The sequence below is a fragment of the Thermodesulfovibrio sp. 3907-1M genome, from assembly GCF_040450955.1.
GTDB lineage: Bacteria > Nitrospirota > Thermodesulfovibrionia > Thermodesulfovibrionales > Thermodesulfovibrionaceae > Thermodesulfovibrio > Thermodesulfovibrio autotrophicus.
On the sequence record NZ_CP144373.1, the window covers coordinates 722690 to 742673 of the forward strand.

At 36.3% G+C, this 19984-nt stretch carries 19 protein-coding genes and 2 tRNA genes; 16 read left to right on the forward strand and 5 right to left on the reverse strand.

Translation table 11 applies throughout. The features are described 5' to 3' along the window. Positions 1-39 precede the first annotated feature (39 nt). From aroC to V4D30_RS03760, 4 genes are read left to right on the forward strand one after another with little or no spacing between them, the layout of a single operon-like run. The gene (gene aroC, locus V4D30_RS03745; RefSeq protein WP_353684911.1) at positions 40-1212 is read left to right on the forward strand and encodes a chorismate synthase; all 1173 of its coding nucleotides are present in this window, start codon (positions 40-42) and stop codon (positions 1210-1212) included. Beyond that, positions 1209-3119, forward strand: coding sequence for a transglycosylase SLT domain-containing protein (locus V4D30_RS03750; protein WP_353684912.1), 1911 nt, complete (start codon positions 1209-1211; stop codon positions 3117-3119). The genes aroC and V4D30_RS03750 overlap by 4 nt, the downstream gene beginning before the upstream one ends. After that, positions 3116-3322 (forward strand): cell division protein ZapB, encoded by a 207-nt coding sequence (gene zapB, locus V4D30_RS03755; RefSeq protein WP_353684913.1) that lies wholly within the window; start codon positions 3116-3118, stop codon positions 3320-3322. Before V4D30_RS03750 ends, zapB begins: the two co-directional genes overlap by 4 nt. Further along, positions 3315-3590 (forward strand): cell division protein ZapA, encoded by a 276-nt coding sequence (locus V4D30_RS03760; RefSeq protein WP_353684914.1) that lies wholly within the window; start codon positions 3315-3317, stop codon positions 3588-3590. The genes zapB and V4D30_RS03760 overlap by 8 nt, the downstream gene beginning before the upstream one ends. Here V4D30_RS03760 and V4D30_RS03765 read toward each other — a convergent pair. The 4 genes from V4D30_RS03765 to aspS are packed head-to-tail and all read right to left on the reverse strand — an operon-like array spanning position 3587 to position 7433. Next, a complete protein-coding gene (locus V4D30_RS03765; protein ID WP_353684915.1) occupies positions 3587-4516 on the reverse strand; it encodes a GGDEF domain-containing protein in 930 nt (309 codons plus the stop codon). The genes V4D30_RS03760 and V4D30_RS03765 overlap by 4 nt on opposite strands. Next, the gene (locus V4D30_RS03770; protein WP_353684916.1) at positions 4509-5345 is read right to left on the reverse strand and encodes an HDOD domain-containing protein; all 837 of its coding nucleotides are present in this window, start codon (positions 5343-5345) and stop codon (positions 4509-4511) included. The genes V4D30_RS03765 and V4D30_RS03770 overlap by 8 nt, the downstream gene beginning before the upstream one ends. Then, a complete protein-coding gene (locus V4D30_RS03775; RefSeq protein ID WP_353684917.1) occupies positions 5342-5632 on the reverse strand; it encodes a hypothetical protein in 291 nt (96 codons plus the stop codon). The genes V4D30_RS03770 and V4D30_RS03775 overlap by 4 nt, the downstream gene beginning before the upstream one ends. Before the next feature lie 16 nt (positions 5633-5648). Continuing rightward, on the reverse strand, positions 5649-7433 hold the full coding sequence (gene aspS / locus V4D30_RS03780) for an aspartate--tRNA ligase (protein ID WP_353684918.1): 1785 nt from the start codon (positions 7431-7433) through the stop codon (positions 5649-5651). Between the two features lie 243 nt (positions 7434-7676). On the opposite strand from aspS, the gene pyrR reads away from it, so the two are divergent. The 12 genes from pyrR (at position 7677) to V4D30_RS03840 (ending at position 19472) form a co-directional block, all read left to right on the forward strand. After that, positions 7677-8207, forward strand: a complete 531-nt coding sequence (pyrR, locus tag V4D30_RS03785) for a bifunctional pyr operon transcriptional regulator/uracil phosphoribosyltransferase PyrR (protein ID WP_353684919.1) — start codon at positions 7677-7679, stop codon at positions 8205-8207. Beyond that, positions 8204-9112, forward strand: a complete 909-nt coding sequence (locus V4D30_RS03790) for an aspartate carbamoyltransferase catalytic subunit (RefSeq protein ID WP_353684920.1) — start codon at positions 8204-8206, stop codon at positions 9110-9112. The genes pyrR and V4D30_RS03790 overlap by 4 nt, the downstream gene beginning before the upstream one ends. Further along, positions 9113-10441 (forward strand): dihydroorotase, encoded by a 1329-nt coding sequence (locus tag V4D30_RS03795; RefSeq protein WP_353684921.1) that lies wholly within the window; start codon positions 9113-9115, stop codon positions 10439-10441. Continuing rightward, positions 10438-11520, forward strand: coding sequence for a glutamine-hydrolyzing carbamoyl-phosphate synthase small subunit (gene carA, locus V4D30_RS03800; protein WP_353684922.1), 1083 nt, complete (start codon positions 10438-10440; stop codon positions 11518-11520). Before V4D30_RS03795 ends, carA begins: the two co-directional genes overlap by 4 nt. 4 nt (positions 11521-11524) lie before the next feature. Then, a complete protein-coding gene (locus V4D30_RS03805) occupies positions 11525-11764 on the forward strand; it encodes a hypothetical protein (protein ID WP_353684923.1) in 240 nt (79 codons plus the stop codon). Position 11765: 1 nt separating this feature from the next. Next, positions 11766-15023 (forward strand): carbamoyl-phosphate synthase large subunit, encoded by a 3258-nt coding sequence (gene carB, locus V4D30_RS03810; protein WP_353684924.1) that lies wholly within the window; start codon positions 11766-11768, stop codon positions 15021-15023. After that, the gene (purH, locus tag V4D30_RS03815) at positions 15020-16552 is read left to right on the forward strand and encodes a bifunctional phosphoribosylaminoimidazolecarboxamide formyltransferase/IMP cyclohydrolase (protein ID WP_353684925.1); all 1533 of its coding nucleotides are present in this window, start codon (positions 15020-15022) and stop codon (positions 16550-16552) included. The genes carB and purH overlap by 4 nt, the downstream gene beginning before the upstream one ends. A 1-nt stretch (position 16553) precedes the next feature. Continuing rightward, positions 16554-17444 carry a protoglobin domain-containing protein gene (locus V4D30_RS03820; protein ID WP_353684926.1) on the forward strand — a complete coding sequence of 297 codons (891 nt, stop codon included), beginning with the start codon at positions 16554-16556 and terminating at the stop codon, positions 17442-17444. After that, positions 17441-18706 carry a phosphoribosylamine--glycine ligase gene (purD, locus tag V4D30_RS03825; protein WP_353684927.1) on the forward strand — a complete coding sequence of 422 codons (1266 nt, stop codon included), beginning with the start codon at positions 17441-17443 and terminating at the stop codon, positions 18704-18706. The genes V4D30_RS03820 and purD overlap by 4 nt, the downstream gene beginning before the upstream one ends. 23 nt (positions 18707-18729) lie before the next feature. Further along, a tRNA-Leu gene (locus tag V4D30_RS03830) sits at positions 18730-18810 on the forward strand. 57 nt (positions 18811-18867) lie between these two features. Next, positions 18868-19395: a macro domain-containing protein gene (locus tag V4D30_RS03835; RefSeq protein WP_353684928.1), complete on the forward strand. Its 528-nt coding sequence runs from the start codon at positions 18868-18870 to the stop codon at positions 19393-19395. A gap of 5 nt (positions 19396-19400) precedes the next feature. Further along, positions 19401-19472: transfer RNA gene (locus V4D30_RS03840), tRNA-Thr, on the forward strand. Here V4D30_RS03840 and V4D30_RS03845 read toward each other — a convergent pair. Further along, on the reverse strand, positions 19473-19913 hold the full coding sequence (locus V4D30_RS03845; protein WP_353684929.1) for a ribonuclease H-like YkuK family protein: 441 nt from the start codon (positions 19911-19913) through the stop codon (positions 19473-19475). Positions 19914-19984: the final 71 nt, after the last annotated feature.

Here is a 19984-nt window from a genome sequence, read left to right on the forward strand (position 1 = left end):
AAGATGAAAAAATAGGCTCAGATTTTTTAAAATATGCCTATGATCAGATTTCTTACAGCAGGAGAATCACACGGAAAAGGACTTACAGGCATAATAGAAGGAATGCCTGCCGGAATTCCTATTTCAAAAGAAGAAATTGATATGGAACTTAAACGAAGACAGCAGGGTTATGGTAGGGGTGGAAGAATGAAGATAGAGTCCGATGAGGTTGAGATACTCTCTGGTATAAGATGGGGAAAAACTCTCGGCAGTCCAATTACGCTGTTCATTAAAAATCGTGACTGGGAAAACTGGAAAGAAGCAATGAATCCCTATGAATCTTTTGAAAATTCTTACCCTCCTGTAACAAGACCAAGACCTGGACATGCTGATCTTGCAGGATTTCTTAAGTATCAACACAATGACATTCGTAATGTCCTTGAACGCTCCTCTGCAAGAGAAACTGCAATGAGAGTAGCAGTTGGTGCAGTGACAAAGCAGTTTTTAAAAATTTTTGATATAAAAATAGGAAGTTTTGTAATAAAAATTGGTTCTGCTGAAAAAAAAATTGAAACAGCTTATTTAACGGAAAAACAGTTACTGGAGCTTGCCACAATAGCAGAAAACTCTCCGGTTAGATGTCCATGGAAAGAAACAGAAGCAGAGTTTATAGATACTATTAATCAGGCAATAAAAAATGGAGACAGTATAGGCGGCTGTTTTGTCGTTTTTGCCACAGGTGTTCCAGCAGGGCTTGGAAGCTATGTTCACTGGGACAGAAAACTTGATTCAAGAATAGCTATGGGAATAATGAGTATTCAGGCTATAAAAGCAGTTGAAATTGGTGACGGAGTTATATTGGGCGGAAAATTTGGCTCTGAAGTTATGGATGAGATTTTTTACAATAAAACTTTTTACAGAAAAACAAATCACATGGGTGGAATTGAAGGAGGAGTTTCAAATGGAATGCCTGTGATTGTCAGAGCTACTATGAAGCCAATACCTACTTTAAGAAAACCTTTAAAATCAGTTGATGTTTTTACCCGAGAATCCTCTTTAGCTTCCTATGAAAGAAGTGATATATGCGCCGTGCCTGCTGCAGCGGTTATCGGAGAAGCTGTCGTCTCATGGCATATAGCAGAAGCTTTTCTGGAAAAATTTGGAGGAGACAGCCTGAATGAAGTTAAAAACAGTTTTTATTCCTATCAAAAACAGATAATGGAAGATAAATGATGAAACTTACAGGCTTAATAATAGTTTTTATTTTATTTCTTTTTCTTCCCTCTGATACATTATCGCAGTTTTCTTCCTTAGAGTATCTTATTGAAGGTAAAAACTCTCTTGATTCAGGAAAATTTCAAAAAGCAGAGGAGTACCTAACAAAATCTCTACCTGAATTTAAAGAAATTGGCGATTATATACTGCTTTGGCGAGCAAAGGCTTATAAAAATACAAAGAAATATGAGGAAGCCTTAAGTGATTTAAGTGAAATAATAAAACATTATCCGAAATCGCCTGTTGTCAAAGAAGCAAGGACAGAAGAGATTGAACTGGCAAAATTACTTAACTTACCTGAAGTTGAGCAACTCTATCAATCCTTTGTCAATGAATATCCTGAGGAATTAAAAATAAAGTTTGAATACGGAGTTTATCTTAAAAAACTTGGAAAGATTGAAAAGGCAAAGAAAATATTTAAAGAAATTTTTATAACTTCTTCACCCTTTGCTGAACAGGCAGAAAAAGAACTTTCTGTAGAAGATATAACAATAAATGATTTAATTAAAAAGGCTAAGGCTTTAAATAATGCTTATCAGTTCAAAAAGGCAGAAAGATATCTTAAAGAAGCCCTGTCTATGAAAAACTCTCAAAAATCAGATATTCTCCCTTTGCTTGGATATTCACTTTTTATGCAGAAGAGGTACTCTGAAGCAGCAGAGATTTTCAAACACACAGGAGATTATTACTGGAGAGCAAGAGCACTGTTAAGGGCAAAAGATTATGAAACCTTTGAAAAGGAAATGGCGGATTACATGAAATCTGCAGATCAAAGAATTTCAGAAGTTTTTGTAAATTATGCAAATATCAAAAGAAGAGCCGGTAAATATGAGGAAGCAATAAAGACTCTTAAGATGATTATTAATAAATATCCCTCTCAGAAAGAAAATGCAATGTGGACTTTAGCATGGAATTATTATCTTATGGAAGATTATGATGAGGCAAAAAAAATACTTGAGAATCTTTGCTCCTCCTATGGTAAGCTTAAATACCTTTACTGGCTTGAAAAGGTAAATGAAATAAAAGGAGTTATTCCGGTAAAACAATACAAAGTTTCCTTTCAACAGGGAGATATCTATTCATATTTACTTTATATGAAGGGGAAAATATCTAATATTCCTGAACCAGCCTCAGTCAATTATCAAATTATTCTTCCAAGAAGAGTTGACATACTTGTCAGAGCAGGGTTTAAGAAGGAAGCAATAGGAGAATTAAAAGCACTATTAAAAGAAAACAGTAGCCTCAAAAACATTCCTTTAATAAGTAAAATTCTCTATGAACTGGGAGATTATTCCACCTCAGTAAGGCTAATATCAAAGATTCCTGATAAATTTAACTTTCCTGAACTTCTATATCCACAGGTTTACAGAGACACTGTTTTAAATGCCTCAAGGAAAATCAATATTAATCCTTACCTTCTCTTTGCCATTATGAGGGAAGAATCCCGATTTGACAGTTTTGCCCAATCGCCTGCAGGAGCAATAGGATTAATGCAACTGATGCCTGAGACTGCAAAAAAAGAAGGGAAAAAAATGGGCATTGTAATTAAAAAAGATTCTGAAATATTTGACCCTGGTAAAAATATACTGATTGGAAGTTTTTATCTAAAAAATCTAATTGAAGAATTTGGAAACCCTGTAATGGCTGTAGCTGCATATAATGCAGGTGAAAAGGCTGTTCAGGCATGGCTTAAAGAAAATTCTTATAAAGATATTGATGAATTTATGGAAGATATTCCATATGCTGAGACAAAAGTTTATGTTCAAAGAGTTTTTGCTTCCTATTTTGAATATCTCAGAATTAATAAAGCTTTGACCCAGGAAAATATTTTAAAAACCATAAAAATTAAAGGAGGGAATTCATGATTGAAGAAAAAATTGCATCAGCACTGGAAAGAATCAAAGCTCTCAAACTGGAAAAGGAAGAGTTACAGAAGAAAGTAAACACACTGGAAGAAGTTTTAAGAACAAAGAATCAGGAAATTGAAAATTTACTCTCTGAAAGGGAAGCAATAAAAAAACAGATAGAAGAACTCCTCAGAGAGCTTGATTTAGAAGCAAATGTATAAAACTGAAGTTTATATACTTGGACAGAAATATTCAATAAAAGGAGAAAAATCTCCCGAATACATCCAGAAGCTGGCTCAGTATGTGGATGAAAAGTTGAGGCAGGTTTACGAGCAAAACTCTGCAATGCCTCCTCTGAGAGCAGCCATCCTTGCCTGCCTTTACATTGCTGATGAACTGCATGAAACGAAAAAAGCCTGTGAAGAAACAAAACAACAGTTAAAAAAACTTGAAGAAAAAACCAATGAGTTGCTTCTGCTTCTTGACTAAATATTATTTCTCCTTCTGTCAACAGCGTATCTTTTTTCTTTTTGCTTCTTTGCAACAGACTTCATGGCAGAAGCAACCTCAGCCATCTCACTGAAATGATTGAAAACTCTGAATTGATTGGAAGTTATTCCTACAGAAATTGTCATAATAGGATAAATCTGAATATTACCTTGTCTGTCAACTGATTCAATGTAACCTTTTTTTAAATCTTCTTCATCGTAGAAATTTTTAACAAGCTGATTAAAAATATCTATTATTTTTTTTGTAGTCTCTTCAATTTTCTCAGGACTCATTATATAAACAAAGTCATCACCCCCTATATGTCCAACAAAACTTCCATTTGGCTGCTCTGTCCTTACAATATTGAGTATAAGCCTTCCAACTATCTTTATGACCTCATCACCCCTTGAAAATCCATATTTATCATTGAAAGGCTTGAAGTTATCCAGATCTGCATATGCCAGAGCAAAAACGTCTCCTATCTGAAGTCTTCTCTGAATCTCTCTCTGAATAACGAGATTCCCGGGAAGCTTTGTTAGAGGATTTGTTGCTATAACTCTTTCAAGCCTTTGAAAAGAAAGATTTATTCTCATTGGCAAATCTATCTCCAGATTATTAACTCTTATGTAATCATCTACAAGAAAATTCTGCCAGTCTTCAGTATAAAAATCATTTGACACCATTGCTATAACATTCATTGAGACAAAAATAGGATCACTTTTTAAACTATTTATAATTGAAATCTCTATGACAGGATTATTTATTGCTTCTACAAGAACTAAATCAGGAACTTCATCATATATGACATCAAGAGCTTCTTTAATCTCATCAAAATAGTAGATTTCATCAGGAAAATTAAAAAGAGCTTTTTTTATAACTTTTTTTATCTCATAATCTCGCACAATAACGATAATTTTCTTACTCATCAGAAAGGAAGATTTCTCCTGAAGTAGTTATAGGCTCCTCTGCCTCTTTAAATATTTCTGATATTTCCTCTGCTTTAAAATTTAAAATCTCCCATGCAAAGGGATTAACTGAGGGAACAAAAATTTCTCCTGAATATCCTACTCCTCTTGCCAGTGCAAGTATATTTGATAAGTGAACAACAGCTGTTTCTTTCTGGAACTTTTCAGCCAGCTGAGGCCTGTGATGATACATTATTGGTTCCACCAACTTTAAAGGAAAATTCCATTTTTTTGCAATAATTCCTCCCACTTCAGCATGGGTTATGCCAAAATACTGTTTCTCAATTTCATATAAGAAATTTTCTTCTGACTCAACAGATTCAATCAATTTCATATATTCGTCTTTGAATGCCATTATGTATATAACCTTTCCAATATCATGTAAAAGTCCTCCTATTGATATTTCCTCAGGAGACTGCAACTCTTTTTTCATTGCAATAATCCTTGCAAATATGGCTGCTGAGAGAGAATGTTCCCATAGCCCTATCATACTTTTTTGCATTATCTCAAAAACTGACACACCCAGAAGCAGTCCCTTTACAGCATTCAAACCAAGAATAACCATTGCATGGCTTACGGATGAAATTCTTCCAGGAAAACCATAAACGGGAGAGTTAACCATCTTAAGAATCCTTGCAGTAAGAGTTGGATCAGATGAAACAAAATCAGTTATCTTTTGCAATGAGACCTTTGGGTCTTCTATAACTGATAAAATTTTTTTCAAAATTGGAGGTATTGTAGGAAGGCTCTCTATTTTTTCAATTTTTGCAACAACTTCCTGAGCATTCATTTATAAAGTTCCTCAATGTGACTTTTCAGAATGGTCTTTATCAAAAGAGTATGTGTATCATTAGCTTTTTTAAACCTTCTTTCAATCTCATTCAGAACCTCTTCCTTTGGGGGCATATCTTTTTGTCCTTCCACATATAAAAAATCTACATTCATCATCAAAAGCCTGTCTATAAGAGAATCTGTCAACTCTCTACCAGCAGGAACAACGACCATGCCTGCTTCATTAGTTATGTCTCTAAGAATTTTCATTCCTGGCTTTGCTTTATTGATTGGAATTTTTATCATCGTTGTTTAATTATAACTAAATATCAAGCTTTATGTGTAATTCTTTTAACTGCTTTAAATCAACCTCTGTAGGAGCCTCGCTGAGTGGACAGTAAGCTTTCTGAGTCTTCGGGAAAGCAATAACATCTCTCAGAGAACCTGCTCCAGTCATAAGCATAACAAGTCTATCAAGCCCTAAGGCTATTCCTCCATGGGGAGGTGCTCCATAACGTAAAGCTTCCACAAAAAATCCAAATCTTTTTTTAACTTCCTCTTCTGAAATACCAAGTATTCTAAATATCTGCTCCTGAAGCTCTGCTTTATGAATCCTGATGCTTCCACCACCAAGCTCATAACCATTGAGAACAATGTCATAAGCCTTTGCTTTTAAATCTTTTACAGGACTTTGAGGATCTCTGAAAGCTTCTTCCGGAATCCTTAAAAGCTTTTCTATGTCCTCTTCCTTGGGAGATGTAAAAGGATGATGCATACTTACAAATCTTTTTTCATCCTCGCTCCATTCAAAGAGAGGAAAATCAACTATCCATACAAAACTAAAACCTTCTCTTTTTACCCCTGCCCTCTCAGCAATTTCAAGCCTCAGTTTTCCTAATACCTCATTGACAACAGAGGCTTTATCAGCAACAAAAAGTAGCATGTCTCCATTTTCCACCCCTACTCTTTCAGTAACTTCTTTAAGAACTCCATCAGAGAAGAATTTTACAATAGGTGATTCAAATCCATTTTTAACTTTAATCCATGCAAGTCCTTTTGCACCAAAAGATTGGGCTAAGGCTACAAATTTGTCTATTTCACTGCGTGTTAATGTTGAAAAACCTTTTCCACATATTGCTTTTACAACTCCGCCTTTTTCAATAGTATCAAGAAAAACTTTAAATTGACAGTTTTTTACAATCTCAGTTACATCATGAATCTCAAACCCAAATCTTAAATCAGGTTTATCTGAGCCATATTTATTCATTGCCTCTTCATAAGTAAGGCTCTTAAAAGGCAGTTCAATCTCAATAGAAAGCACCTCTTTGAAACACTTAAAAAGCAACTCTTCAACAATTTGCAAAATATCCTGAATATCAACAAAGGACATCTCAAGGTCAATCTGTGTGAATTCTGGTTGCCTGTCTGCTCTCAGGTCTTCATCTCTGAAGCAGCGGACAATCTGAAAATATCTATCAAATCCTGAGATCATAAGAATCTGCTTAAAAAGCTGGGGAGATTGAGGAAGAGCATAAAATGTTCCAGGATTGAGCCTGCTTGGAACAAGAAAATCTCTCGCACCCTCTGGTGTGGATTTTGTAAGCATTGGAGTTTCTATTTCAAGAAACCCCTTAGTATCAAGAAAATTTCTTACCGAGATCGTTACTTTATGTCTTATAAAAAAATTTCTCTGCATCTCTGCTCTGCGAAGATCAAGATAACGATATTTTAATCTCAGAAGCTCACCTGTCTCTGATGCTTCATCAAGCTGAAAGGGCAGAGACTTTGATGTAGACAAAATTTCAAGTTCTGAAACCCAGAGTTCTACATTACCTGTAATAAGCTCTGGATTTTCAGTCCCTTCGGGTCTTCTTCTGAGAATACCTTTTACAGAAATAACACATTCTGTTCTTAAGTTATGAGCTTTTTTATGGGTTTCTTCAGAGATTTCAGGACTAAAAACAATCTGAATAATTCCTGTTCTGTCACGGAGATCAACAAAAATTAAACCACCATGATCTCTTCTGCGAAAAACCCATCCACATAGTCTCAATTCACTGCCAACTTCTTCTTCTTTAACTTCAGCACAATATTTATCGCGAAACATTTCTCCTCCTCAGAATTGATTTCATAAATTTTTATTATAGCAAAACAGCTATATCCAATAAAAATCGGATACTGCTACCTGAGATTGTAAAACATACCGGGATAACATACTCTGTTCGCAATCTCAGGTTAATAGAAAAATTTTTTAAAATTGTGTATAATGTATTGATTTTGGGTTTAATCTGATTAAGGAGACTGTCAGAATTTTTTCAGAAATGGTAAGAAAGAAAATCAGGACAAAAGCATGGAAAAAGAACTTCTCAATGAAAAAGAAATAGAAAGAATCCTGACAAGGATAACCCACGAGATATTGGAAAAAAATAAAGGTGCTGAAAATATCTGTCTGATAGGGATTGTTACAGGAGGAGTTTATCTTGCTGAAAGAATAAAAAATAAGATAAAAGAGACTGAAGGTGTTGATGTGCCCTTAGGTATTCTGGATATATCCTTTTACAGGGATGATATAAATATTTCAAAAAAGCGAAAACCAATAAAACCTACCAATATCCCATTTAGCATAGAGGGCAAAAATGTTATCCTCGTTGACGATGTGCTTTTCACAGGAAGATCAACAAGGGCAGCAATGGATGCATTGATGGACTTTGGCAGACCTGCTCAGATACAGCTTGCCGTATTAATTGATAGAGGACACAGGGAGCTTCCAATTATGGCTAACTATACAGGTAAATACATTCCCACTTCAAGGGACGAAAAAATAAAGGTAAATTTTAAAGAAGTTGCGGGTAGAGACTCTGTGTTATTAATTAAACAATGAAAGACCTTATAGGAATAAAAGAGCTTTCAAGGCAGGATATTGAGGAAATCCTCAATACCGCTAAGGCTTTTAAAGAGGTTCTTCAAAGAGACATTAAAAAAGTTCCAACCCTAAGAGGTAAGACGGCAATCAATCTTTTCTTTGAACCATCAACAAGAACAAGAACATCCTTTGAACTGGCGGAGAAGCGTCTTAGCCTTGATGTGCTTAACTTTTCAGTAAGCACAAGCAGCGTTGTAAAGGGAGAAACCCTTTATGATACATTAAAAACCATTGAGGCATACAATGTTGACTATATTGTTATAAGACATCCCTGTTCAGGAGCAGCAAAGTTTGTAGCAAATCATACTCCAGCCTGTGTTATAAATGCAGGAGATGGAACAAATGAGCATCCCACTCAGGCATTGCTTGATGCTTTTAGCATTCTTGAGATTAAAGGTAGACTTGATGGACTCAAAATTGCTATTGTGGGGGATATAATTCACAGCAGGGTTGCGCGTTCAAATCTTTATCTTTTAAGCAAGTTTGACACTGAGATAAGGTTTGTTGGACCTCCTACTGTTGTCCCTGGGTATGCACCTGATAATGTGAAAATTTTTTATGACCTTAAAGAAGGTATAAAAGATTCAGATGTGATAATGCTTCTCAGGATTCAGCTTGAAAGACAGAATGCAGCATTTATACCATCTCTAAAAGAGTATTTTCATGTTTGGGGAGTAAAAAAGGATGTTTTTTCATACATTAAAGACGATGCAATTATTATGCATCCGGGTCCAATGAACAGAGGAGTTGAGATTTCCACGGAAGTGGCAGACAGTTCTCGTTCAATAATTCTCAGACAGGTAACAAACGGAATTGCTACAAGAATGGCTGTTATATATCTTTTAACTCCAAGGGAGGCATAGTTGATTATTAAAATTTACAATGCTTACATAATTGACCCCTTTACTGACAAAGAGGCAGTTGCTGATATAGTGGTTGAAAACGGAATTATTTCCAGATTAATCTTTAAGTCTCAAGCCTTAAGCCTTAAGCCTGACACAAAGCCCTCAGCCTTAAACATTAAGCCTGACCTTATAGAAATAGATGCCCGAGGGCTTTATGTTTTCCCCGGTCTCATTGATATGCATGCCCACTTAAGAGAACCAGGATATGAATACAAGGAAACCATTCGCACAGGAACTCTTGCTGCTGTAAAAGGTGGCTTTACCTCTGTGTGTTGCATGGCAAATACTAATCCTGTAAATGACAATCCAGAGGTTACATACTACATTCTTGCAAAGGCAAACGAGGAGGGTAATTGCGATGTATATCCAATAGGAGCTATTACAAAGGGACTTAAAGGTGAGGAACTTTCTGAAATGGCAATGCTGAGGCAGGCAGGCTGTGTTGCCTTCTCAGATGATGGCATGCCTGTAATGAATGCAATGATAATGAGAAGAGCTCTTGAGTATTCTAAAGCAGTGGGTGCTCCAATTATATCCCACTGCGAAGACCTCTTTTTAAGTGAAAATGGAGCAATGAATGAAGGCAAACTCTCCTTTTATATGGGACTTAAAGGAATCCCCAGGGCAGCAGAGGAAGTTATGGTTGCAAGGGATATAATTTTATGCAAACACTTTCATGCACCTTTACACATTGCTCATGTATCAACTAAAGGCTCTGTTGATTTGATAAAAAAAGCTAAAGAGGAAGGAGTGCCTGTAACAGCTGAGACCTGTCCCCATTACTTTAGTCTTACTGAGGAGGCTGTAAGAGATTATAATACCAATGCTAAAGTAAATCCTCCATTACGCACAGAACAAGACAGAGAAGCAATAAAAGAGGCACTCAAGGAAGCAGTAGTTGATGTAATAGCCACAGATCATGCACCCCATAGCCTTGATGATAAAAACACTCCTTTTCAGGAGGCAGCAAATGGAATTTCCGGTCTTGAAACAGCTTTAGCTTTGAGCCTTAAACTGGTGCATGATAAAGTTTTAACTTTAAGACAACTAATTGAAAAATTTACTGTAAATCCCGCAAATATATTAAAGATAAATAAATCTGGCATCAAAGAAAAAGCAGAGGCTGATCTCATAGTTGTTGACATAAACAGACAATGGACAGTCAAAAAAGAAGAATTCGTCTCAATGGGGAAAAATACTCCCTTTGATGGTTGGCAACTTAAGGGGAAGGTTCTTATGACTGTAAAAGGTAGAAAATTTTTTAATATGTGGCAGGAGGATAAATGAAAAAAGCAATGCTTGTTCTAAAGGATGGAACAGTGTTTGAAGGATACTCCTTTGGAGCAGAGGGAGAATCAATTGGAGAAGTTGTTTTTAATACATCAATGACCGGTTATCAGGAAATTCTTACAGACCCTTCATATAAAGGACAGATTGTTGTTATGACCTATACCCAGATTGGAAACTACGGAGTAAATGATGAAGATGTGGAATCTCTTGGAGGACCAAAAGTTGAGGGATTTGTGGTGAGAGAATATAAAGACTATCCAAGTAACTGGAGAGCAGAGAGAAGTCTTGGAGAGTACCTTAAAAAGTATGGCATCGTGGGAATTCAGGGAATTGATACCAGAGCATTGACAAAACATTTAAGGGACAAAGGTGCTCAGATGGGAATTATATCAACAGAAGAGCTTGATCCTGTAAGCTTACATAAAAAAGTTCTTGCCCATCCTGATATATCAGAGATTGACCATGTTAGTGCCATGATGTGTAAAGAGCCTTATATGTACTTAAATAAAGAGGGTGCACCTCTCTGTGTTGTTTATGACTACGGAGTAAAACTGAGCATACTTAGAAATTTAAAGAGAGTTGGATTTTCAGTCTATGTTGTACCTGGTAAAACATCTGCTGAGTATGTTCTTGAGATGAATCCTTCATGCGTGATGTTAAGTAATGGTCCTGGAGACCCGCAGATTCTCTCTTATGCAGTGGAAAATGTTAAAAAAATTATAGGTAAAAAGCCTGTATTCGGAATCTGCCTTGGTCATCAGATTTTAGGACTTGCCTTAGGAGGAAGGACATACAAACTTAAATTCGGTCATCACGGAGGAAATCATCCAGTTAAGGATCTAAAAACAGGAAGAATTTCTATAACAGCTCAGAATCATAACTACTGTGTTGATATTGCAAGTCTTAAAGGTCAGGTGAGGCTGACTCATAAAAATCTTTATGATGGAACAGAAGAAGGAATGGAACATGTGGAGTATCCAATTTTTTCAGTGCAACACCATCCTGAAGCAGGACCAGGACCAAATGATGCCATTGATGTATTTGAAAGATTTATGGAAATCGTAAAAGGCTCGTAAGGTTATGCCTGTAAAATATGATGAAATCTTTATTTCTACCATGCGTGAGATAAATATCTGCAAAGATTACATAAATGCCTATGAAAAGGAGATTAAAAAACTTGAGAAAAAACTCGGTATCAGCTCTTCTCAAATAACTCAGGAGATGTTAAAGGACAAAAAAATAAAAAAACTTTATGAAAAAAACCTTGCCCTTCAAAGGGAAAAAGAAAGATTGAAAAGATTGGAGGAGCTTCTGAAATAGTATGCCAAAGAGAACAGATATTAAAAAAATAATGATTATCGGCTCTGGTCCGATAATAATTGGTCAAGCCTGTGAGTTTGATTACTCTGGTGCACAGGCATGCAAAGCTTTAAAACAGGAAGGCTATCAGGTAGTGCTTGTTAACTCAAATCCTGCAACAATTATGACAGACCCTTCAATGGCTGATGCTACTTACATTGAACCTTTGACTGCAGAGATCCTTGAGTTAATTATAAAAAAGGAAAGACCTGATGCTTTGCTTCCAACACTTGGTGGACAGACTGCTCTAAATCTTGCCGTAGAGCTTGGAGAAGCAGGAGTCCTTGAGAGATACTCTGTGGAGCTAATTGGTGCAAATTTAAATGCTATAAAAAAAGCAGAGGACAGAGAACTCTTTAAACAGGCAATGACAAAAATAGGGCTTGATGTCCCCCGTTCAGCAACAGTGCATAGTTTAAAAGAAGGAGTTGAAGTAATTGAATGGATAGGTTTTCCTGCAATTTTAAGACCTGCCTTTACTCTGGGTGGAACAGGAGGGGGAATCGCATACAATATTGAGGAGTTTAAAGAACTTCTTGAAAGAGCGCTTAAGCTGAGTCCCATAAGTCAGGTTCTTATTGAAGAGAGTCTTCTTGGATGGAAGGAGTTTGAGCTTGAAGTAATGAGAGATAAAGCAGACAATGTTGTAATCATATGTTCCATTGAAAATTTTGATCCAATGGGAGTTCATACAGGAGACTCCATCACTGTTGCACCAGCACAGACTCTTACTGACAGAGAATATCAAATTATGCGTGACAGTGCCATCAAAGCAATAAGAGAGATAGGTGTTGACACAGGTGGAAGCAATATTCAGTTTGCAGTAAATCCTGAAAATGGAAGAATGTGCATAATAGAGATGAATCCAAGAGTATCACGGAGTTCTGCTTTAGCCAGTAAGGCAACAGGATTTCCAATAGCAAAAATAGCTGCCCGCCTTGCCGTGGGATACACACTGGATGAGATTCCCAATGACATAACAAAAATAACACCGGCAAGCTTTGAGCCAGTCCTTGATTATGTAGTTGTTAAAATACCAAGATTTACATTTGAAAAATTCCCAGAGGCAAATCCTGTGCTCACAACCCAGATGAAGTCAGTGGGAGAGGTAATGGCTATTGGAAGAACATTTAAGGAAGCACTTGGAAAGGCAATTCGCTCCCTTGAGATTGGCTCATACGGATTTGAGGAAATCAATAGTTCCGATGATGAAATAAGATGGAGAATTAAAAATCCCAATGCTGAAAGGATTTGGTACTTAGCAGAAGCCATTCGTAGAGGATTCAGCATACAGGAGATATATGAATTGAGTAGAATTGATCCGTGGTTTTTAAACAACATAAAAGAGATCCTGGAGATTGAAAACAAACTGAAAACTGAAGAATTAAATCATGATCTTGTCTTTGAATCCAAACAAAATGGTATTTCTGACAAAAGAATAGCAATGCTTACTGGTAAAAAAGAAGAAGAAATAAGGCAGATGAGAGAAAAATTCAACATAAAGCCTGTCTATAAACTTGTTGATACCTGTGCAGCAGAGTTTGTAGCCTATACTCCATATATGTATTCCTGCTATGAAAAAGGATTTTATCGTCTTCAACCTGAAGCCACTGCCTTTAAACACCAAACCATAGTAGATGCTGATGCTCCACCTTCTGAAAATAAAAATAAAGTCATAATTCTTGGTTCAGGACCTAATAGAATAGGACAGGGAATTGAGTTTGACTACTGCTGTGTTCATTCAGTCTTTGGTTTAAGAGAGCTTGGATATGAAACAATAATGATAAATTGTAATCCAGAGACAGTGAGCACAGATTATGACACTTCAGACAGACTTTATTTTGAACCCTTAACTCTTGAAGATGTCTTACACATTATTGAAAGAGAAAAACCACTTGGAGTTATACTTCAGTTTGGAGGACAGACACCTCTGAAGCTTGCAAAGGCTCTTGAAGCTCATGGTGTAAATATTCTCGGAACAAAGGCAGATGCAATTGACAGAGCTGAGGACAGGAAAAGATTTAAAGAACTGGTAGATAAATTAAATTTAAAACAGCCTCCAAGTGGAACAGCCACATCTCTTGAAGAAGCCCTGAAAATAGCAAATGAACTTGGATATCCCATTCTTGTAAGACCATCCTATGTGCTTGGAGGAAGAGCTATGGAGATTGTTTATGATGAAGAGTCTTTGCGTAGATATATGAGAGAGGCAGTAAAAGCCTCAGAAGACCATCCAGTGCTAATTGATAGATATCTTGAAGATGCCATTGAGGTGGATGTTGATGCAATCTCCGATGGAGTTGATGTGATTGTTGCTGGTATAATGCAGCACATTGAAGAAGCAGGAATTCATTCTGGAGACTCTGCCTGCTCACTTCCACCTTACAGTCTTCCAGAAGAGATAATTCAAAAAATTAAGGAAGAAACCATTGCCATTGCAAAGGAACTTGAAGTCAAAGGACTTATGAATGTTCAGTATGCTGTAAAAGATGGAGAGGTCTATGTTTTGGAGGTAAATCCCCGTGCGTCAAGAACAATTCCCTATGTGAGTAAAAGCATAGGAGTCCCTCTTGCAGCAATGGCAGCAAAGATTATGGTTGGTAAAACATTAAAGGAGCTGGGACTTACAAATCACATAAAAATGCCCTATGTGACAGTGAAAGAAGCTATTTTCCCATTTGATAAATTCCCTGAAGTGGATGTTATTCTCGGTCCTGAGATGAAATCAACTGGGGAAGTAATGGGAATAGATGAAGACTTTGGACTTGCCTATGCCAAGGCTCAGATGAGCGCAATGGGTAAAATTCCTTTAAGTGGAAAAGTATTTATAAGTGTAAAGGATAGGGATAAAGCTCTTGTTTTACCTATTGCAAAGGAGTTTATAGAGCTTGGTTTTACAGTGATTGCCACTCGGGGAACTGCCAGATTTTTGAAAGAAAGGGGATTAAATGTGGAAACTATAAATAAACTCCAGGAAGGTCGTCCCCATGTCCTTGATTTAATAAAAAACAGACAGATTCACTTTATAATAAACACGGTTTTCGGTAAGCAGTCACAAAAGGACTCAATGTACATAAGGAGAGGAGCTTTGCAATACAAAATTCCGTATACTACAACCATCTCTGGAGCTAATGCAATTGTTAAAGCCATAAAAAGGCTTAAAGAAAGCAAAATTAAAGTAAAATCAATACAGGAATACCACAGGGAGGTGCTCGGGTGATAAAAAGGGCATTAATAAGTGTATCTGAAAAAAGGGGATTAATAGAGTTTGCAAAGGAACTTTTTCAGCTGGGAGTGGAGATTATCTCTACAGGTGGAACAGCAAAAATTTTAAGGGAAGCTGGAATAAATGTGATAGATGTTTCAGAGTATACAGGCTTTCCTGAAATTATGGATGGCAGGGTAAAAACCCTTCATCCACTTATTCACGGTGGAATACTGGCACGAAGGAGCAACAGAAATGACATAGATGCAATGCAAAGGCTGGGAATTAAACCCATTGACGTGGTGGTTGTTAATCTCTATCCCTTTGAAGCAACAATAAAAAAAGAAGATGTCACTATTGAAGAAGCCATTGAAAACATTGATATTGGCGGACCTACACTGCTGAGAGCTGCAGCTAAAAACTACAAAGATGTGATAGTTATTGTTGACCCTGATGATTATCCTTCCATAATTGAGGCTCTTAAAAAAGGGGAAGTTTCTACAGAAAAAAGATTTGAACTTGCAAAGAAGGTCTTTTCTCATACAGCAAGATATGATGCCTTAATTGCAGATTATTTTGATAAAATCAGTTCTTCAGCCTTTAAAGAGGACTGGACATTGCCATTAAAAATGGTGCAAACATTAAGATACGGAGAAAATCCTCATCAGAAAGCAGCACTATATGCATTGAATGAAACTCCATCATTGATAGATGCAGAAGTACTGCAGGGCAAAGAGATGTCCTTTAATAACTATCTTGACACTCATTCAGCAGTTCTTTTAGCTTCAGAATTTGAACAACCAGTCTGTGTAATTGTAAAACACAACAATCCCTGTGGAGTAGCAATTGCTGAGGATCCTCTGGATGCTTATAAAAAAGCCTTTGAATGTGATCCTGTAAGTGCTTTTGGTGGAATAATTGCTTTTAACAGAGTTGTGGATAAAACCACGGCAGAAGAAGTTATTCAAACTTTTTATGAGGTTGTTATTGCGCCAGGATTTGATGAAGAATCATTGAAAATTTTTTCAAAAAAGAAAAATCTGAGATTACTGAAATTTCCAGCTCTTTCTGATAAAATTAAACCATCAGGTTTTGATTTAAAGAGAATTATCGGTGGATTTATAGTGCAGCAGTGGGATACTCTTGAGGATGAATTTTCTCAGGCAAAGATTGTAACAAAGAGAAAGCCCACAGAGGATGAATGGAGAGCTTTAAAGTTTGCATGGAAGGTTTGCAAACATGTAAAATCAAATGCCATTGTTTATGCAAGAGAGGACAAAACAGTGGGACTTGGAATTGGTCAGACAAGCAGAGTATTTTCAGCAAAGATAGGTGCAATGCATGCCTTAAGTCCATTAAAAGGAACTGTGGTCGCATCTGATGGATTCTTCCCATTCAGAGATAACATTGATGTCCTTGCACAAAATGGAGTAACTGCTATAATTCAGCCAGGTGGATCTGTCCGAGACCAGGAAGTAATTGACGCAGCAGACCAGTATGGTATGGCAATGGTATTTACAGGAATAAGACATTTCAGGCACTAAGATGAGACCTTTTAAAGAAATCAAAGCGAACTATTATTTTACAAAAGAGGATGAGAATAGGCTTTTAGAGCTTAAGCCTCTTATGGAAAAAAGAGCTGAAAAAGTTGTAGGAGCTCTTTATCAATGGATCATCCAGACAGATTCAGCAAAAAGAATTTTTAAAAATGAATCATTAATAAAACATGTAATGAGACTCGTAAGAACATGGTTTATAAGTCTTTTTTCTGGCAGATATGATAACTACTTTTATGATTCTCTGATAAGAGTTGGACAAAAACATGAAAAAGTTGGCGTAGATCCTCATTTTATGACAAGAGCAATAAATATCATAAGAAATGCCTGCGTTGATATACTTTGTGAGGAAATGGAACAAAACAGAGAAAAATATTTAATCTCAATCAATAAGATACTTGACATAAATCTTGATATTATCACCTCTGCTTACCTTGAGGAAGAAATCAAAGGTTATTCCCCAGCCTATAGAATAAAACTACAACTTGTAAGGTATGGTGAAATATTCTCTCAACTTGTAAGTATCGTTTTAATACTTGGATTGAGCATTCTTACTTTTGCTGTTATTTATCTTTGTGGAAAAGACATATATGAAATATTATCAGGTAAATTAGAACAGACAATTGTAACAGCACTTGGTTCAGTTCTTATTCTATGGGTTATGCTTGAACTTTTAAATACTGAAATCACGCATCTTAAAGGAGGAAAATTCAGAATAAGTGTTTTTGTTGGAGTTGCTCTTGTTACTGTAATAAGAGAGACAATGATTGCAACCCTAAAACATGAAACAATTGAATTCATAATTTCATTAATAGCTGCTATTCTCGTAATTGGTTTAATTTACTGGTTAGTTAAAAAGACAGAGGAGGACAGAAGATGAAAGTTCTTGTTATAGGTTCAGGAGGAAGAGAACATGCCATAGTATGGAGACTTGCGCAGTCAAGAGTAATTGATAAAATTTACTGTATGCCTGGAAATGCGGGGATTTCCGATCTGGCAGAGTGTGTAGAAATTGAGAGTAAGGAGTTTTCTACTCTTGTTGACTTTGTTAAATATGAGTGGATTGACCTTACAGTAGTTGGACCTGAAGACCCTCTTGCAAAGGGAATTGTTGATGTGTTTCAGAAAGAGGGACGAAAAATTATCGGTCCAACAAAAGCAGCTGCTCAACTGGAAAGTAGTAAAGTTTTTGCAAAGGAATTTATGAAAAGGCATAAAATTCCAACAGCGGAATACAAAGTTTTTACATCCTACACACACGCTGAAGAATATATTAGATTGAAAGGCGCTCCAATTGTTGTAAAAGCAGATGGACTTGCTGCAGGCAAAGGAGTTTTTGTATGCCAGAGTTATGAAGAAGCAGTTGAGGCATTAAAACTTATTATGAAAGAAAAAATTTTTGGTTCCGCTGGAGAAAAAGTTGTCATTGAAGAATGTCTTCAGGGTAAAGAAGCTTCCTATCTTGTTTTTACAGATGGTAAAAACATAGTCCCAATGGTTACATCAAAGGACCATAAAAGACTTCTTGACAACGATGAGGGACCAAATACAGGAGGTATGGGAACATTCAGTCCTAATCCAGTAATTACTGCAGAACTTGAAAAAGAAATCCTTGATACAATAATTAAGCCAACAATAAGAGGATTAAAATCTGAAGGAATAGTTTATAAAGGGATTCTTTATGCAGGACTTATGATTGTCAATAACAAACCGTATGTGCTTGAGTTTAATTGCCGATTTGGTGATCCTGAAACACAGGTAATTTTGCCAAGACTTGAAACTGACTTAGTTGACATTTTTATGGCAATAACAGAGCAGAAATTAAATAAAGTAGATGTAAAATGGAAAGATGCTTCATCTTTATGTGTTATTCTTGCATCAGAAGGATATCCGGGAAAATATAAAAAAGGTCTGCCTATTAAAGGTCTTGAAATGGTAAAAGGATTAAAAGATGTAATTGTCTTTCATGCAGGCACTAAATTTGATGAAGACGGCAGGATTGTAACAAATGGAGGAAGAGTTCTTGGAGTTACTGCCTTAGGAAAAGATATAAAAGAGGCAAGGCATAAGGTTTATAACGCTGTTAAGTTAATTCATTTTGAAGGAATGCAGTACAGAAAAGACATTGGATTAAATATTTAAAAAATTTTTAAAATAAAAAATAAGCGAGAGTGGCGGAATGGCAGACGCGCTGGACTTAGAATCCAGTGGAGAGATCCGTGAGGGTTCAAATCCCTCCTCTCGCATTGAATGTTAAAACTCTCCATTTTGCTAATTTTGTTCTTTAGAGGTGAAGCTTAAAAATGCAAGAGAAAAAAATTAATGGAAAAACATTACGGATAATGATCGGAGATATCACAGAAAGGGATACAGATGCCATTGTTAATGCAGCAAATAATTATCTCAAACACGGTGGAGGAGTGGCTGGTGCAATTGTGCGAAAGGGTGGACAGATCATACAGGAAGAAAGTGATAGAATTGGCTTTGTGCCAACAGGTTCTGCAGCAATCACCACTGCTGGTTCTTTAAAAGCAAAATATATAATTCATGCTGTTGGACCTAAGTGGGGTGAGAGCCAGGAAGAAGAAAAGCTTAAAAATGCGGTATTAAGCAGTCTCAGGCTTGCCAATGATTATAAACTTAAAACCATATCATTCCCTGCGATAAGTTCAGGAATATATGGCTGTCCAAAGAATATGGTTGCAAAAGTTTTAATTAACACTGCAGCTGAATATTTAAAAAACTACAATACAACTCTTGAACTCATTGAGTTCTGTCTTTTTGATGAAGAAAGCTTTCGCTACTTTAAAGAGGAGTTTGATAAAATATAATTAATGCCGGGATAGCTCAGCGGTAGAGCAGTCGATTCGTAATCGACTGGTCGTGGGTTCAAATCCCATTCCCGGCTTTAATTTGTATGCCTGTCTGCTACTTTTGTAGCACCGAAGGAATCAGGTTTTGTTACAGCAATATATCCTGAGCCAACAATCATCTTAATAACTTCCTTAACAAGACTTCTTGTTGCTCCATTTTTACCTATATCAAGATGAATTTCAACGGGTAATCGGGAAACTCCATTTTCAGATAATTTACTCCTTAAAGCCTCTGCCACTTCAAGGCTGAGTGAGGCTTCAGTAAAAATTCTCAACTTTAAACTATCCACTTTTTCATGTTTTATTTTTCTGTAAAAATATCTTCCACCAGAACCTTTTCTATGAATTATTATTGCAGTTACAAAGACAGTCTCTTCTCCAGGAAAAGAATCACTCCCTACTATTAAATTGTATTGTCTGTCAGGTTGTTCTCTTACAAAATCTATTATTTTTTCAAAAACCTGTTGAAATGACAAACATCCAAATGTAGGACTGATAAAAACTGATTTTTTTAACGATTCAGCTTCCATTTTTTATATTTTACCAA